General features: G+C 35.1%; 15 protein-coding genes. 5 read left to right on the top strand and 10 right to left on the bottom strand.

The window, feature by feature from the left end; translation table 11 throughout:
* Nucleotides 1–18 precede the first annotated feature (18 nt).
* The 5 genes from hisS to rpsF all read right to left on the bottom strand — a co-directional run bounded on the left by hisS (nt 19) and on the right by rpsF (nt 3,159).
* Complete coding sequence (gene hisS, locus JMA43_RS05535) at nt 19–1,392, bottom strand: histidine--tRNA ligase (protein ID WP_342155392.1); 1,374 nt, start codon at nt 1,390–1,392, stop codon at nt 19–21.
* A gap of 86 nt (nt 1,393–1,478) precedes the next feature.
* Complete coding sequence (locus JMA43_RS05530; protein ID WP_342155391.1) at nt 1,479–1,952, bottom strand: DUF6495 family protein; 474 nt, start codon at nt 1,950–1,952, stop codon at nt 1,479–1,481.
* A gap of 98 nt (nt 1,953–2,050) precedes the next feature.
* On the bottom strand, nt 2,051–2,506 hold the full coding sequence (gene rplI, locus JMA43_RS05525) for a 50S ribosomal protein L9 (protein WP_342155390.1): 456 nt from the start codon (nt 2,504–2,506) through the stop codon (nt 2,051–2,053).
* 12 nt (nt 2,507–2,518) lie between these two features.
* On the bottom strand, nt 2,519–2,815 hold the full coding sequence (rpsR, locus tag JMA43_RS05520; protein ID WP_202027488.1) for a 30S ribosomal protein S18: 297 nt from the start codon (nt 2,813–2,815) through the stop codon (nt 2,519–2,521).
* A 5-nt stretch (nt 2,816–2,820) separates the two neighbouring features.
* Nucleotides 2,821–3,159: a 30S ribosomal protein S6 gene (gene rpsF, locus JMA43_RS05515; protein WP_342155389.1), complete on the bottom strand. Its 339-nt coding sequence runs from the start codon at nt 3,157–3,159 to the stop codon at nt 2,821–2,823.
* A 210-nt stretch (nt 3,160–3,369) separates the two neighbouring features.
* On the opposite strand from rpsF, the gene JMA43_RS05510 reads away from it, so the two are divergent.
* Nucleotides 3,370–4,068, top strand: a complete 699-nt coding sequence (locus JMA43_RS05510) for a LytR/AlgR family response regulator transcription factor (protein WP_342155388.1) — start codon at nt 3,370–3,372, stop codon at nt 4,066–4,068.
* A 9-nt stretch (nt 4,069–4,077) separates the two neighbouring features.
* Here JMA43_RS05510 and priA read toward each other — a convergent pair whose 3' ends face one another.
* From priA to nadC, 4 genes are all read right to left on the bottom strand, one after another.
* Nucleotides 4,078–6,543 (bottom strand): replication restart helicase PriA, encoded by a 2,466-nt coding sequence (gene priA / locus JMA43_RS05505; RefSeq protein WP_342155387.1) that lies wholly within the window; start codon nt 6,541–6,543, stop codon nt 4,078–4,080.
* 136 nt (nt 6,544–6,679) lie between these two features.
* On the bottom strand, nt 6,680–7,114 hold the full coding sequence (locus JMA43_RS05500) for a DUF2147 domain-containing protein (RefSeq protein WP_342155386.1): 435 nt from the start codon (nt 7,112–7,114) through the stop codon (nt 6,680–6,682).
* A gap of 11 nt (nt 7,115–7,125) precedes the next feature.
* Nucleotides 7,126–8,067 (bottom strand): YihY/virulence factor BrkB family protein, encoded by a 942-nt coding sequence (locus JMA43_RS05495; RefSeq protein ID WP_342155385.1) that lies wholly within the window; start codon nt 8,065–8,067, stop codon nt 7,126–7,128.
* Nucleotide 8,068: 1 nt separating this feature from the next.
* Nucleotides 8,069–8,926 carry a carboxylating nicotinate-nucleotide diphosphorylase gene (gene nadC, locus JMA43_RS05490; RefSeq protein WP_342155384.1) on the bottom strand — a complete coding sequence of 286 codons (858 nt, stop codon included), beginning with the start codon at nt 8,924–8,926 and terminating at the stop codon, nt 8,069–8,071.
* 119 nt (nt 8,927–9,045) lie between these two features.
* On the opposite strand from nadC, the gene rlmH reads away from it, so the two are divergent.
* The gene (gene rlmH / locus JMA43_RS05485; protein WP_342155383.1) at nt 9,046–9,519 is read left to right on the top strand and encodes a 23S rRNA (pseudouridine(1915)-N(3))-methyltransferase RlmH; all 474 of its coding nucleotides are present in this window, start codon (nt 9,046–9,048) and stop codon (nt 9,517–9,519) included.
* A 14-nt stretch (nt 9,520–9,533) separates the two neighbouring features.
* On the opposite strand, the gene JMA43_RS05480 is transcribed toward rlmH, so the two are convergent.
* Entirely contained in the window at nt 9,534–10,601 is a 1,068-nt protein-coding gene (locus JMA43_RS05480) for a BamA/TamA family outer membrane protein (RefSeq protein WP_342155382.1), read from the bottom strand.
* An 83-nt stretch (nt 10,602–10,684) separates the two neighbouring features.
* Between JMA43_RS05480 and JMA43_RS05475 the strand changes: the two genes are divergently transcribed.
* From JMA43_RS05475 to JMA43_RS05465, 3 genes are all read left to right on the top strand, one after another.
* Entirely contained in the window at nt 10,685–11,263 is a 579-nt protein-coding gene (locus JMA43_RS05475; RefSeq protein ID WP_342155381.1) for a non-canonical purine NTP diphosphatase, read from the top strand.
* A gap of 8 nt (nt 11,264–11,271) precedes the next feature.
* Nucleotides 11,272–11,763 (top strand): GNAT family N-acetyltransferase, encoded by a 492-nt coding sequence (locus tag JMA43_RS05470; protein ID WP_342155380.1) that lies wholly within the window; start codon nt 11,272–11,274, stop codon nt 11,761–11,763.
* 220 nt (nt 11,764–11,983) lie between these two features.
* Complete coding sequence (locus JMA43_RS05465; protein ID WP_342155378.1) at nt 11,984–13,768, top strand: DEAD/DEAH box helicase; 1,785 nt, start codon at nt 11,984–11,986, stop codon at nt 13,766–13,768.
* The last annotated feature ends 83 nt before the right edge of the window (nt 13,769–13,851 follow it).

Genomic DNA, 13,851 nt, shown 5'->3' with positions numbered 1-13,851 from the left:
AGATAATATTTTAATAACTTAACTTGAAACCTTTTCAATGAGAGTTTGCAAATTCACTTCAGACTGCGTTCCCGATTTCATATCTTTCAATGTAAATGTATTTTCTTCTATCTCTTTAGAACCAGCTAAAACTACAAACGGAATATCGCGCTTATTAGCATAATTCATTTGTTTTTTCATTTTTGCATCGTCTGGATAAAGCTCTGCTTTTATAGCCCCTTCACGTAAAGCCTTAACAGCTTTTAAGCAATACAAGGCTTCTGCATCTCCAAAATTTAAAAAGAGTACTTTAGTAGTTGCTGAAACTTCAGCAGGGAATAGATTTAATTCTTCCAACACCAAGTAAATTCTATCCAAACCAAAAGAAATTCCTACACCACTCACATCTTTCAATCCAAAGATACCAGTTAAGTCGTCGTAACGACCACCGCCTCCGATAGAACCTAATTTTACTTCTGCAGGAGCACTTACTTCAAAAATAGCACCTGTGTAATAGTTCAATCCGCGAGCAAGAGTAACATCGAGGTCTAATTGCGCTGTTTTAAGTCCAAGCGAGTTAATCGCATTCATAATAAAACTAAGTTCTTCAACCCCTTTTAATCCTTCTTCTGAAGTAGCTAAAAGCTTACGTAAACTTTCTAACTTATCGGCATTTGTTCCTGTGAAAGTAAAAAGTGGCTGTACTTTCTCGATAGCAACTTCGCTAATTCCTTTTTCAAGCATTTCCTTCTTTACACCCTCTTCTCCAATCTTGTCAAGTTTATCAAGCGCAACTGTAAAGTCTATCAATTTATCTTTAGCTCCAATTACTTCAGCAATTCCAGAAAGTATTTTTCTATTATTCATTTTAATAGTTACACCTTCAACCTTCAAACTATTAAAAACTGCATCGTACAACTGCACAAACTCCACCTCTTGCCATAAAGACTTCGAACCAACAACATCGGCATCGCATTGATAAAACTCTCTAAAACGCCCTTTTTGAGGTCTATCGGCACGCCAAACAGGTTGCACTTGGTAGCGTTTAAACGGTAAATCAATTTCGTTTTGATGCATCACCACGTAACGCGCAAACGGCACGGTTAAATCGTAACGCAAAGCTTTTTCTGAAATCTTAGCAGTTAAGGCATGCGCATCTTTTTGTTGATACAAAGCATCGTCAACCTTTGATAAAAAGTCTCCCGAGTTTAAAATCTTAAAAATAAGTCGGTCGCCTTCATCTCCATATTTTCCCATCAAAGTTTCAGAATTTTCAAAACTTGGTGTTTCAATTGGTAAAAACCCAAAAGTTTCGAAATGCTTTTTAATGGTATTAATTATGTAAGTACGTTTGGTAACTTCTTCTGGAGTAAAATCTCTTGTTCCTTTTGCTATACTTGGTTTTTGCGCCATTATATTTGTTGCTAATTATTCGTTGTTCGTTGTCCGTTGCTAGTTGTTCGGTTATTGTTAACTACTCACTTCTGATTGATAAAATACTAATCTGGTAAAAGGTCGTCAAAATAATTAAAAAGTTCGCCTTTTGTAATTACTGCTCCTTTTTCAATCAATTCAAATTTATCGGCATTTTTATCTTCTGAATATACTTTTGTTGCTACCATCATCTCCACGGCATCGGTTAAAAAGTTACTTTTAAACCATGCAAATCCTTCTTTGGTAGTTAAATTTATTCCTGGCTGATGTACACGTACTGCTATCAAACGCATTTCTTTTTCTCCTAATTGAAATAAATGCATTTCGGTTGCAGAAATATTTTCGAGATACGATACTTTACTCAATACACCTTCCCAAACTAAGTCGCTAAAAACATCGAGTTCGTCTTCCGCTACTTCTGGTTTGTTTTTTTTTATATCATTCCATTCATCTACAGTGATCGATTGCGTAGCCAAAAAGTTGATAAACTCTTGGTGCATTTCTTCTAACTGCTCTTTTGTAAGTCTTCTATACTTCACCTAAAATAAATTTTATTGAGTTTGTAAAAATAAGAAAGAGGCTGATTAAAACTAAATTTTAATACAGCCTCAAGCTATTTTTTATAAAGTTGCAATTATTATTTTCCTTCTACAACTACTTCGAAAGGAAAGTTAACAACTACTTCTCTGTGTAATCTGATAGTAGCTTCGTAAGGACCAGCAACTTTTACGTTACCTCCTAAGATGCTAATAAATTTCTTTTCGATATCTAAACTACCTACTTTCTGAATTGCTTCAGAAAGGTCAGCGTTTGTTACAGAACCGAATAATTTATTACCTGCTCCAGCTTTAGCTGTAATTTTAACAGTAAGTTCTTTAAGTTGATCTGCAACTTTTTGAGCATCAGCAATAATTTTCTTTTCTTTAAAAGCTCTTTGCTTTAAGTTCTCTGCCAATACTTTTTTTGCAGAACTGGTAGCCAAAATTGCATGACCTTGTGGGATTAAAAAGTTACGCCCGTAACCGTTTTTTACAGTTACCACGTCGTCTTTAAAACCTAAATTCTCTACGTCTTTCTTTAATATTAATTCCATGGTTACCTTCTTTTATTTTAATAAATCTGCTACATATGGCATTAAAGCTAAATGACGTGCTCTTTTGATAGCTACAGACACTTTTCTTTGGTACTTTAATGACGTCCCGGTTAACCTTCTTGGTAAAATTTTACCTTGTTCATTAACCAATTTCAATAAAAAGTCTGGATCTTTATAATCGATATATTTAATACCTGACTTTTTGAAACGACAATATTTTTTTGTCTTATTGGTTTCTATATTAAGTGGAGTAAGATATCTAATCTCTCCGTCCTTTTTTCCTTTTGCTTGTTGCTCTATAGATGACATAATTACTAAGCTTTTTGTTTAAGTTTTGTTCTTCTTTTTTCTGCCCAAGCGATTGCATGTTTATCTAACTTAACAGTTAAATAACGCATTACACGCTCATCGCGTCTAAATTCTAATTCAAAAGGCTCAATTGCTTCTCCAGCAACTTTAAATTCAAAAAGGTGGTAAAATCCACTTTTTTTGTTTTGGATAGGGTAAGCTAATTTTTTAAGCCCCCAATCTTCTTTTGATACAAACTCTGCCCCTTTAGAGGTTAAGAAATCTTCAAACTTCTTAACTGTTTCCTTTATCTGCGTATCAGATAAAACGGGATTAAGAATGAAAACAGTTTCGTAATGATTCATAACTTGAATATTATTAATTTTTAAGGGTGCAAAAGTATAATTATTTCTCTTAATAAAAAAAATAGTTTTAATTATTTCGATGAAAGAAAGATTTTTTTCCCCTCGAAGCCACAAAATTATGCCTTTTCACAACATTTTCTTTGCTTAACGCATTATTTTTCACTAAAATTGTACAGTTAAAAACATCCAACCACTTACCTATTTTGTTTTATGACGAAAATGAATTGTATTATTGTTGACGACTCTAGTATTCAGCGCATGTCGGTTGCTAGATTGATAAAGACGCACCCGATGCTAAACCTAGTAGCGGAATACAGTAATGCTATTGAAGCAAGAAATGGCTTGAAAAAACAAAAGGTAGACCTTATTTTTCTCGACATTGAAATGCCGGTGGTTAATGGTTTCGACCTTCTAGAGGCCTTAAACGAACCTCCACAAGTAATCTTAATTACAGGAAGTGCACAATATGCACTTAAAGCTTTTGATTACGATGTAACCGACTACCTCCACAAACCAATTACGCAAGAACGTTTTGAAGCTTCTATAAAAAGAGCGCTAGACAACTACAAACTTAAAGTTGCCTCAAAAGAAGACGACGACCACATCTTTGTAAAAAGCAACCTTAAAAAGCGTAAAGTTTTTTTAAATGAAATTAACTGGGTAGAAGCCCTTGGCGATTACATTAAACTTGTTACTGAAGATGCCAATATCGTTATCCTTTCTACCATGAAAGCTTTTGAAAAAGAACTTCCTGAGGAGCGTTTTTTAAGAATACACAAATCGTATATTGTAAACTTAGAAAAGGTAGAAAAGTTTAACAGTCGTAATGTTGAGGTTAACGGAAAACAAATTCCGTTGAGTAGAAACAAAAAGCAAGTACTCGCTGAAGCACTCAGCAATCATTCATAATTTTACTAGCTAGTACGCATCCACATTATAAATTACGCGAACACTTCGGTAAGCTGCAATCGCTTGGAAAGTTTTATCGATTTTTCTCAATGCTTCTTTGGTCTGTACAGTCGACTGATTTTGTGGAGCTTTCAACACAATATTTTTTAAATATTCATTCCGAATTCGAGAAACTGGAGGAAACTCAGGTCCCAACATTTCTGTTTTTGTAGCATTAAAAACAGTATTTACCGCTTTTGCATACCAACTACTCGCTTCGTTCACTTTGTTGTAATCTTTATGTTTAAAGGTAATTTTTATCATCCGTGTAAAAGGCGGATATTTAAATTGTCTTCGCTCATTTATTTGGTCTGCAAACAATTCATCATACCTATTCAAAGAAGCTTGTTGCAAGACTTGGTGGTACGGATTGTAAGTTTGAATTATTACTTTCCCTCGTTTTTTAGTTCGTCCTGCCCTTCCTGCAACTTGCTGTATCAACTGAAAACTTCTTTCGTGCGCTCTAAAATCTGGGAAATTCAACAAATTATCGGCATTCATAACCCCTACCAAACTTACATTTCTAAAATCCAGTCCTTTGGTAAGCATTTGTGTTCCCACCAAAATATCAATTTCTTGTTGCTCAAAAGCGGTGATTATCTTTTCGTAACCGTGTTTCCCTCGAGTGGTATCAGAATCCATACGTCCAACATTCACTTCTGGAAAAAGTTCTTTCAACTCTGCTTCAATTTGCTCTGTTCCGAAACCTTTAGTGTCGAGTTCACTACTTCCACACGCCAAACAAGTCAATTGCTTTGCCATAGCATATCCGCAGTAATGACAGCGAAGTTGATTTTTATACTGATGATAGGTTAAACTTACATCGCAATTCGGACATTGAGGCGAATGTCCGCAGGTATTACACTCCAAAATAGGCGCAAAACCACGTCGGTTTTGAAACAAGATAATCTGTTCTCCTTCTTCTAAAGCTAATTTCATTTCTTCCAACAAACGGTCAGAAAAATGCCCCGTCATTCGCTTTTTACGATGTTTTTCCTTAATATCTGTCAGCTCAATATCTGGCATCAAAACATCTCCATAACGCCGTGTAATTTCAACCAACTTATACTTCCCGATTTTAGCATTATAATAACTCTCAATACTTGGCGTAGCAGTTCCTAACAAGGTTTTTGCTTTATGGATATTTGCCAAAACAATGGCAGTATCTCTTGCATGATAACGAGGTGCAGGATCAAACTGTTTAAACGAAACCTCGTGCTCTTCATCTACAATAACCAATCCTAAATTTGAAAAAGGCAACAACACTGCTGATCGTGCCCCAATAACTATTTGCGCTTTTTCGTTAGCCTGTAAAATATGATTCCACACTTCTACCCGCTCGTTCACCGAATATTTTGAGTGATACACACTTACTTTTTCGCCAAAATAATCTTGCAATCGTTTAATCAACTGTGTGGTTAAAGCTATTTCTGGCAACAAATACAACACCTGCTTCCCCTCAGCTATAACTTTTTCGATGAGCTTTACGTACACTTCTGTTTTTCCTGAAGAAGTAACACCGTGCAACAATACCACATCATCCGTTTTATAATGATTTAGAATTTCATCAAAAGCCTCTGTTTGGTAACTGTTTAAATCTTTCAAAGAAGAAACTTCCTCTAAATCAAACTGCAATCGGTCTTCCTGCAGATAATATTCTTCTAAAATTTCTTTATCAACAAGGGTTTTAATTACTGCGGAAGAAGCGCCGCTTTTCTCCTCTAATGATTTTACTGAAATAGGTTTCTTCTCTGTCGCTTCAATAGAAAATAAGGTCATTACAACATCGCGCTGTTTGTGCGCTCTACTCGACAAGGATGCTAACAGCTTGCTTAACGCTTCATCGGATGCGTACGAAGCTCCCAATTTTACATAGCGCACCAATTTTGGTTTGTACTGCTCGTACACCTCTTCTTTTAACTGAATAACGTTTTTATCGAGAAGTCTTTTTAAAACTGGAAGAATATTTTTTCGGTCGACAATGCTACTTACTTCGTGCACTTTCAACATAGACTGATACTGAAGCGCTTCATACACCAACCACTCATCATCGGCAAGTGTAGTTTCTGCCTCGGGGTTAAAATTCTCATTCCGAAGAATAAGCGTTTCGCTTTCTAATAAAAAAGCGGTAGGCACCGAGGCTTTAAAAACTTCGCCTAACGAACACATATAATAAGATGCTATCCATTCCCATTGTTTTAACTGCAACGGCGTGATGATAGGCGCCTCATCCAAAATTTGATCAATTTCTTTTGGTTTATACGTTTCTGGTGGCGTTTGATGTACGCGATACACCAAGCCTGTATAGATTTTAGTTTTTCCGAAAGGCACAGCAACACGCATTCCTGTTTTTAAAAAAGAGGCTTCTTTTTCTGAAACTAGGTACGTAAAGGTTTTTTCTAACGGAATTGGTAAAACTACATCTATAAAATGCATGCTTATAAAATTGTATGTTTTCGGTTAATTTTAAAATAAACTAATAGTTTAAAAACAAAGAAAAGAGAAGTATAAGCATCAACTCACCTCTCTTTTCTTGAAATTTTTAGAAACAAGTTGTTTCTGTTTTATATCATTATTGTACGCGATGCCAATTTTGTGTTCTAAACAAAAATGCAATGTATCCACGAACATTTAAAATGTTTGCATCATCTTCATCTACCCAAATTTTACATTTGTATTCTTTTCCTTTTTCAGGATCTAAAATAGTTCCGCCAGCATATTCGCTACCATCTTTTTCAAGATCTTCAATAATTACCATTCCTAAAACAGGCTTCCCTTTTTTAGCGCCATCACATTTGTCGCATTTTGCATCTTGGCGGTCTTTATTTAAAAGCTCAATTACTTTTCCATAAACTTTTCCGTTTTCTTCATAAATCTCTACAATCGATTTTTCTTTTCCAGATTCATCATCAATTGTTTTCCATTTTCCTAAAACACTTTGCGAAAAAGCCGAAAAGCTACACAACACAACTAAGGTTGCAAATACATACAGTTTCTTACTCGTCATAATAATTAAATTTAAAAGTTACGTTTTAAGCTCCGTAAAGAAGCATTCAACTCAAATCCTAATAACAAGATATTCGAATTAATCCAAATATATAGCATTAAAATTAGTAATGCTCCAATAGACCCATAAATTTCGTTGTATTGGGAGAAATTTTCAATATAAATTCCGAACAAATATGTGGTTATAATAATTAAAATTGTAGTTAATAACGCCCCTGGAGAGAAAAAATTTGTTTGACGCCCTTCGGTGGTCCCGAAATAATACAAAATGGCTGTGGTTAAAAAAGTTATCAGTACAAAAAATAAAAACCGCCCTACCTGAACTCCAATAATATCACCTCTTTCGATGTCCATTCCGTTGGTTTTTGCAGCCAACTCACTTAAATACTGAACGATATAAATTTCGTAAAAGATAAAACCAATAACACTCGCCAAAAATAAAAACGCCATTAAAAGTGCCACTCCAACAGCCACAAAATATTGCTTCACTATATTTCTGGTAATAACTACATGATAGGAAGTTTCAAAACCTCCAAAAATGGCATTTATCCCGTTTGCCATTAAAAAAATAGAAAGAATAAACACCGACGATAAGAGTCCGCCACGTTGTTTACTCACAATATCTTCAATAATAGAATCGAAAAAATTGGCGGTTTGCGGAGGTAATAAACTTTCTATAAAATGAATAAAATCTTGCTGAAATCCTTCAATAGGAACATACGGAATTAAATTCAGCACAAATAAAAGAAATGGAAAAAGCGCCATGAAAAAACTAAAAGAAATAGCACTAGCGCGATAGGTTAAGGCTCCTTTTATGATTCCTACAAAGTACATTTCGGCCAAATCGTAAACCGACAAACCTTCAAAACCCGGGAGTCTTATTTTTTTTAATAGCTTAACAAAGTAGTTAACTATCGGTATTTTTACTAGTTTTTCTTCTACTTCAACCGACATGTTACACTGCTTTTAAACTCAAATCCATGTTGTAAATAGAATGTGTAAGTGCTCCAGACGAAATAAAATCTACACCGCATTCGGCATACAAACGCAATGTTTTTTCGTTTATTCCCCCAGACGATTCTGTAAGACAAGTATCCCCGATAAGCGCTACTGCTTTTCGAGTATCTTCATAATTAAAATTATCCAGAAGTATTCGGTAAACACCTCCAGCTTGCAGTATTGTTTCCACTTCTTGCAAGTTTCTAGCTTCCACAATAATTTTTAAATCTCTATTGGTATTTTTTAAATACGCTTTAGTTTTTGCAATGGCTTGTGTAATTCCACCTGCAAAATCAATGTGATTGTCTTTCAACATAATCATATCGTACAATGCAAAACGGTGATTTTCTCCTCCTCCTATTTTTACGGCCCACTTTTCGATAGCGCGAATTCCAGGCGTTGTTTTTCGAGTGTCTAAAATCTTGGTGCCTGTACCCTCTAAAAGCTTCACATAACTTTGTGTTTTGGTAGCAATTGCACTCATGCGTTGCATTGCATTTAGCACCAAACGTTCGGCTTTTAATATAGATTGTGAACTTCCTTCAACAAAAAAAACAATATCACCTTCTTTCACATAAGTCCCGTCAGAAATTAAAGTATCGATTTTCAAAGAAGCGTCTACATATTCAAAAACTTGTTTTGCAAACTCCACTCCAGCAATAATACCTTTGTCTTTTACCAAAAGCTTAGCTTTTCCTTTTGCTTCCGCAGGAATACAAGCTAGCGAACTATGGTCGCCATCCCCTACATCTTCTCGAATGGCATTTGCAATAATTAAATTTAATTCTTCTTGAAATTGTTTTTCAGAAATCATTCTTCCTTGTTTTATGCTAATTTATTAAAATCATTAATAGCTACGAATTTCAAGCTATTTATTTTAATGTTTTCCGTTAGAAATCTTAAATTCATTACGAATATGCTTAATTTTACGGCATGAATATTAAACTTATTGCGGTAGGCAAAACCGACGGAAAGGAGCTAAATTCTTTAATAGCGCAATATATTAAGCGCTTGGGGTTTTATGTGAATTTTGATTTCGAAATTATTCCAGACATCAAAAACGCAAAAAACCTATCGGAAGCACAACAAAAGGAAAAAGAAGGTGCACTTATTTTAAAAAAATTATTGCCAACCGATTTATTAATTTTATTGGATGAAAATGGTAAAAATTTCTCTTCTGAAGTTTTTGCTGAATACCTTCAAAAACACATGAATAGCGGTGTTAAACAGCTAGTTTTTGTAATTGGAGGACCTTATGGTTTTTCTGATGAAGTATACCAAAAAGCACAAGGGAAAATTTCGCTTTCCAAAATGACTTTCTCCCACCAAATGATTCGTTTATTTTTTATCGAACAATTGTACCGAGGCTTTACTATATTGAGAAACGAACCTTATCATCATCGATGATAAGGCTCTAAACCTTAAAACGCCTCTCCTATTCTGAAGTAAATTCCCCAATCGTCTTTACCAACAGCAGCATCTAATCCTACGTTAAATTTTACGTTTTTAAAAGCACGGTATCTGTACCCAACTCCAGCGCCAGGATACATTTTCCAGTTGTTATCTTCTACATCTGAGCCATAAAGTGTTGCCATACCAGCAAACCCAACTAAGCCCATTTTTTCGCCAAAGTTATAGCGATACTCTCCTTGCAACGCCATAATTCCGTCTCCACGAAACTCGCCTTGCGAATACCCTCTAATGTCTTTATTTCCAATAGTTACCTGCTGTTGAAACTGAATATCTCCCAATCCAAATTTCCCAGAAAAACGAGCTGCAATAACATCACGTCCATTTTTCATGGCAAAGTATTTATTGTATTCTGCCAAAATCTTTTTTGCATCAATATCATTCCCCATCCAACCTGGATATGAAATCCAACGTATTTGAGCTTTCTCCCCATTCATAGGGTAATAAATTTGATCTCGAGTATCGTATAGTGCATTAAATTCGATAGCATTTGTTTCTACCGTTGAGTTTGGCTCTACATCATCTTCATAATTTGTATCGTAATGTGCGTACGTATAAGTGATTCCTCCGTATAATTTTTCTATAACTCTACGTTGCACTCCCGTACTCAAAACCGTAGTATTGGTAGTATATTCATAAAACCCTGGAACTTCGGTATCGTCATCATAAAACTGAGAAATATGATCTCCTTTTACAGCAAATAATTTAGCTCTCCATTTATTTTCGTTAAAGAAAAACCTATTAAAAAATGCCACAAAATACGAACCATTAGTAGTGTAAACTGCCGAAAGTCCCGACATAGACTTTGGAGAAACTTCATCACCCTTATCCAATTTATACATCATCATTGGGATAGCTCCAATCATAAACTTTAAATTACGATTGTAGTTTACAAAAGGCATCACAGTAAACTCAACTTTTTTCTCTTTCTTTGTTATAGTAGTATCACTTTCAATTTTTTGTGCAAACCCAAATGGTGCTATCATCAAAAATGCCACTATTAATATGTACTTTCGCATCTATAAACGTTGTTTGATTTTTTCAGAAATAAATATACAACCAAAAAACGACATAAAGTAAATTAATTCTTATACAATTTTAAATGAAACTCGTATTTGCAACCCACAATAAAAATAAATTACGCGAAGTTCAAGCTATCATACCAAAACATATCGAGTTATTGAGTCTTGAAGACATTGGATGTTTCGAAGAAATTGAAGAAAACGGAGCTACCATTGAAGAAAATGCTGCAATTAAAGCTAATTATGTATTTGAAAATTATCAAGTTAATTGTTTTGCAGATGATACTGGCTTGGAAGTTGAAAGTTTAGATGGCGCGCCTGGGGTGTACTCGGCTCGGTATGCTGGCTTGCAAAAAAGTGCTGAAGACAACATGCAAAAGTTGCTCGAAGAATTAAAAGATAAAGACAACCGAAATGCCCGATTTAAAACGGTTATCGCCCTACGTACAACACATGAGAAAATAATTTTTAATGGTATTATAAACGGTACAATCACAAAAGACAAAAAGGGAGAAAACGGGTTTGGCTACGATCCTGTTTTTCAAGCAGAAGGATATCAACAAACCTTCGCCGAAATTTCTTCCGAAGAAAAAAACAAAGTTAGCCACCGAGCTTTAGCAATGAAACAGCTTATTGACTATTTAAAAATCAAGCCATAATCAACCACATGAAACTCGAATTTACACCCATTCAAGAAACCGACTTACCCAAAGTAAAAGGTATTTACGATTGGTATATTGCCAATTCTACTGCTACTTTTCATACAGAACCTATTTCTCTTGAAGAACTAAAAGAGCTTCTGTATTTTAATCATCATTTATATCATTCCTTTCTTATTTATGCTGATGATGAACTGGCTGGTTACTGTTTTACAACACATTTTAAAAAGCGACAAGCCTACAACCGTACCGCCGAAGTTACTATTTATTTAAAAGATGGATTTGGTGGAAAAGGCATCGGGAAAAAGTCGCTTTACTTCTTAGAAGAAAAAGCTAGGGTAAACGGTATAAAAAACTTACTCGGAATCATAACTGGCGATAATACTGGTAGTATTTCTCTGTTTCAAAAATGTGGCTATTTTGAGTGTGCCAACTTTAAAAATGTAGGTGAGAAATTTGGAAAAATACTAGACGTTGTAGCTTATCAAAAAGAAATTTAAAGGCAATTACGGTATCCGCATAAAACGAGCATTTTTGTTGGTTTTTAAACAACAACCTAACATATAATAATGCTTTTTAACAGCCAGAAGCGCTCTTTCTTCAAGAAAAAGAAAGTAAAAACCTCATTATCAACACAAAAGAACAAAAATATTTATTGAGATATACACTGTAGTCTCGATTAATAAACATACCTTTGCGCCCTTATTTTTAAATACATATATGAATAAATTTGAACAATTAGGACTGAACGAACAGCTGTTAAAAGCCATTACCGACATGGGCTTTGAAACACCTTCTGAGGTACAAGAGAAAGCTATTCCGGTCCTACTAGCCAACAATACCGATATGGTAGCTTTGGCACAGACTGGTACGGGAAAAACAGCTGCATTCGGGTTTCCTATGATTCAGAAAATTGATGTAAACAGCAGAACTACACAAGGACTTATTTTGTCGCCAACGCGTGAGCTTTGTTTACAAATTGCTAATGAATTAAAGTTGTATTCCAAATATTTGCCAAACCTAAATGTTGTGGCAATTTATGGTGGTGCTAGCATTACCGAACAAGCGAAACAAGTAAAAAGAGGAGCACAAATTGTTGTAGCTACTCCTGGTAGAATGAAAGACATGATAAGCCGTAATATGGTTGACATTTCTAAAATTGAGTACTGTGTACTTGATGAAGCAGACGAAATGTTAAACATGGGCTTTTATGAAGATATCAACGAAATCTTATCGCATAGTCCAAAAGGAAAAAGCACATGGCTTTTCTCGGCTACCATGCCAAAAGAGGTAGCAACTATTGCTAAAAAATTCATGAAAAACCCACAAGAAGTTACTGTGGGAACAAAAAACGCAGCAAACAACAATGTACAACACGAGTACTATGTTGTTAGCGGAAGAGATCGTTACCTTGCTTTAAAACGCTTAGCCGATACCAACCCAGATATTTTCTCGGTAATTTTCTGTAGAACAAAACGCGACACGCAAAAAATTGCAGAAAAACTTATCGAAGATGGGTACAATGCGGGAGCACTTCACGGAGATTTGAGTCAGAATCAACGTGATATGGTTATGAAATCATTCAGAAACAATCAAATCCAAATGCTTGTAGCTACCGATGTTGCAGCAAGAGGGATTGATGTAGACGATGTTACACACGTTATTAATTACCAACTTCCAGACGAAATCGAAACCTATACTCACCGTAGTGGTAGAACAGGTAGAGCAGGAAAATCTGGTACTTCAATGGTAATTATTACCAAAAGCGAATTGCGTAAAATTGGTGCAATCGAACGAATTATTCAGCAAAAATTTGAACCAAAGAAAATTCCAAGTGCTGAAGAAATTTGCGAAATTCAGTTATACCACCTCGCTAGTAAAATTAAAAATACCGAAATTAATAAAGAAGTAGAAAGCTACCTTCCTGCTATTAACGACGTATTAGAAGGTCTTGATCGTGAAGAATTAATCAAGAAAATGGTTTCTGTTGAATTTGGTCGATTTGCCGAATACTACAAAAAAGCAGGCGATCTTAACGTTTCTGCAAATGCAAAAGACCAAGATTATTCTTCAGAAGGAAAAGTACGTTACTTTATTAATGTTGGTTCTCGCGATGGTTACGATTGGATGACTTTAAAAGATTTCTTAAAAGAACAACTTCAGTTCGGACAAGACGATATCTTTAAAGTTGATGTTAAAGAAAGTTTTTCATTCTTTAATACCGATGCGCAACATACCGATGCTGTTTTAGCATTTTTTAATGACTTTAAACTAGACGGACGTTTTATTAATGTTGAAGTTTCTAAAAACTCTAGAGACAACGGTCGAGGTCGTAAAAACCGCTCTGGTGGCGGTGGTGGCGGTGACAGAAAAAGAAGTCGTCGTAGCGATAACTCGTCAAAAGGATTTGGAGAAAAACGTTTTGGTAAGAAAAGCGGAAAAGGAAACAATAGCGGCGGTCGAAATGGCGGCGGCGGAAACCGAAGATCTAAAAAGAGATTTTAGTTAATTATAAATTAAAAATGCGCCTTAGGGCGCATTTTTTTGTTTTGTTTATTACTTTTAGCACCGAATAATAACTATGTAAC

This window comes from Joostella sp. CR20, assembly GCF_038433465.1.
Classification (GTDB): domain Bacteria; phylum Bacteroidota; class Bacteroidia; order Flavobacteriales; family Flavobacteriaceae; genus Galbibacter.
This window is presented reverse-complemented; position numbering and strand designations above follow the sequence as displayed.

Coding starts and splice junctions, on each gene's coding strand:
- nadC (WP_342155384.1), bottom strand. CDS start 8,926: ATGATTTCTGAAAAACAATTTCAAGAAGAATTAAATTTAATTATTGCA.
- JMA43_RS05510 (WP_342155388.1), top strand. CDS start 3,370: ATGACGAAAATGAATTGTATTATTGTTGACGACTCTAGTATTCAGCGC.
- rpsR (WP_202027488.1), bottom strand. CDS start 2,815: ATGTCATCTATAGAGCAACAAGCAAAAGGAAAAAAGGACGGAGAGATT.
- JMA43_RS05500 (WP_342155386.1), bottom strand. CDS start 7,114: ATGACGAGTAAGAAACTGTATGTATTTGCAACCTTAGTTGTGTTGTGT.
- JMA43_RS05465 (WP_342155378.1), top strand. CDS start 11,984: ATGAATAAATTTGAACAATTAGGACTGAACGAACAGCTGTTAAAAGCC.
- hisS (WP_342155392.1), bottom strand. CDS start 1,392: ATGGCGCAAAAACCAAGTATAGCAAAAGGAACAAGAGATTTTACTCCA.
- priA (WP_342155387.1), bottom strand. CDS start 6,543: ATGCATTTTATAGATGTAGTTTTACCAATTCCGTTAGAAAAAACCTTT.
- JMA43_RS05475 (WP_342155381.1), top strand. CDS start 10,685: ATGAAACTCGTATTTGCAACCCACAATAAAAATAAATTACGCGAAGTT.
- rplI (WP_342155390.1), bottom strand. CDS start 2,506: ATGGAATTAATATTAAAGAAAGACGTAGAGAATTTAGGTTTTAAAGAC.
- rlmH (WP_342155383.1), top strand. CDS start 9,046: ATGAATATTAAACTTATTGCGGTAGGCAAAACCGACGGAAAGGAGCTA.
- JMA43_RS05480 (WP_342155382.1), bottom strand. CDS start 10,601: ATGCGAAAGTACATATTAATAGTGGCATTTTTGATGATAGCACCATTT.
- JMA43_RS05470 (WP_342155380.1), top strand. CDS start 11,272: ATGAAACTCGAATTTACACCCATTCAAGAAACCGACTTACCCAAAGTA.
- rpsF (WP_342155389.1), bottom strand. CDS start 3,159: ATGAATCATTACGAAACTGTTTTCATTCTTAATCCCGTTTTATCTGAT.
- JMA43_RS05495 (WP_342155385.1), bottom strand. CDS start 8,067: ATGTCGGTTGAAGTAGAAGAAAAACTAGTAAAAATACCGATAGTTAAC.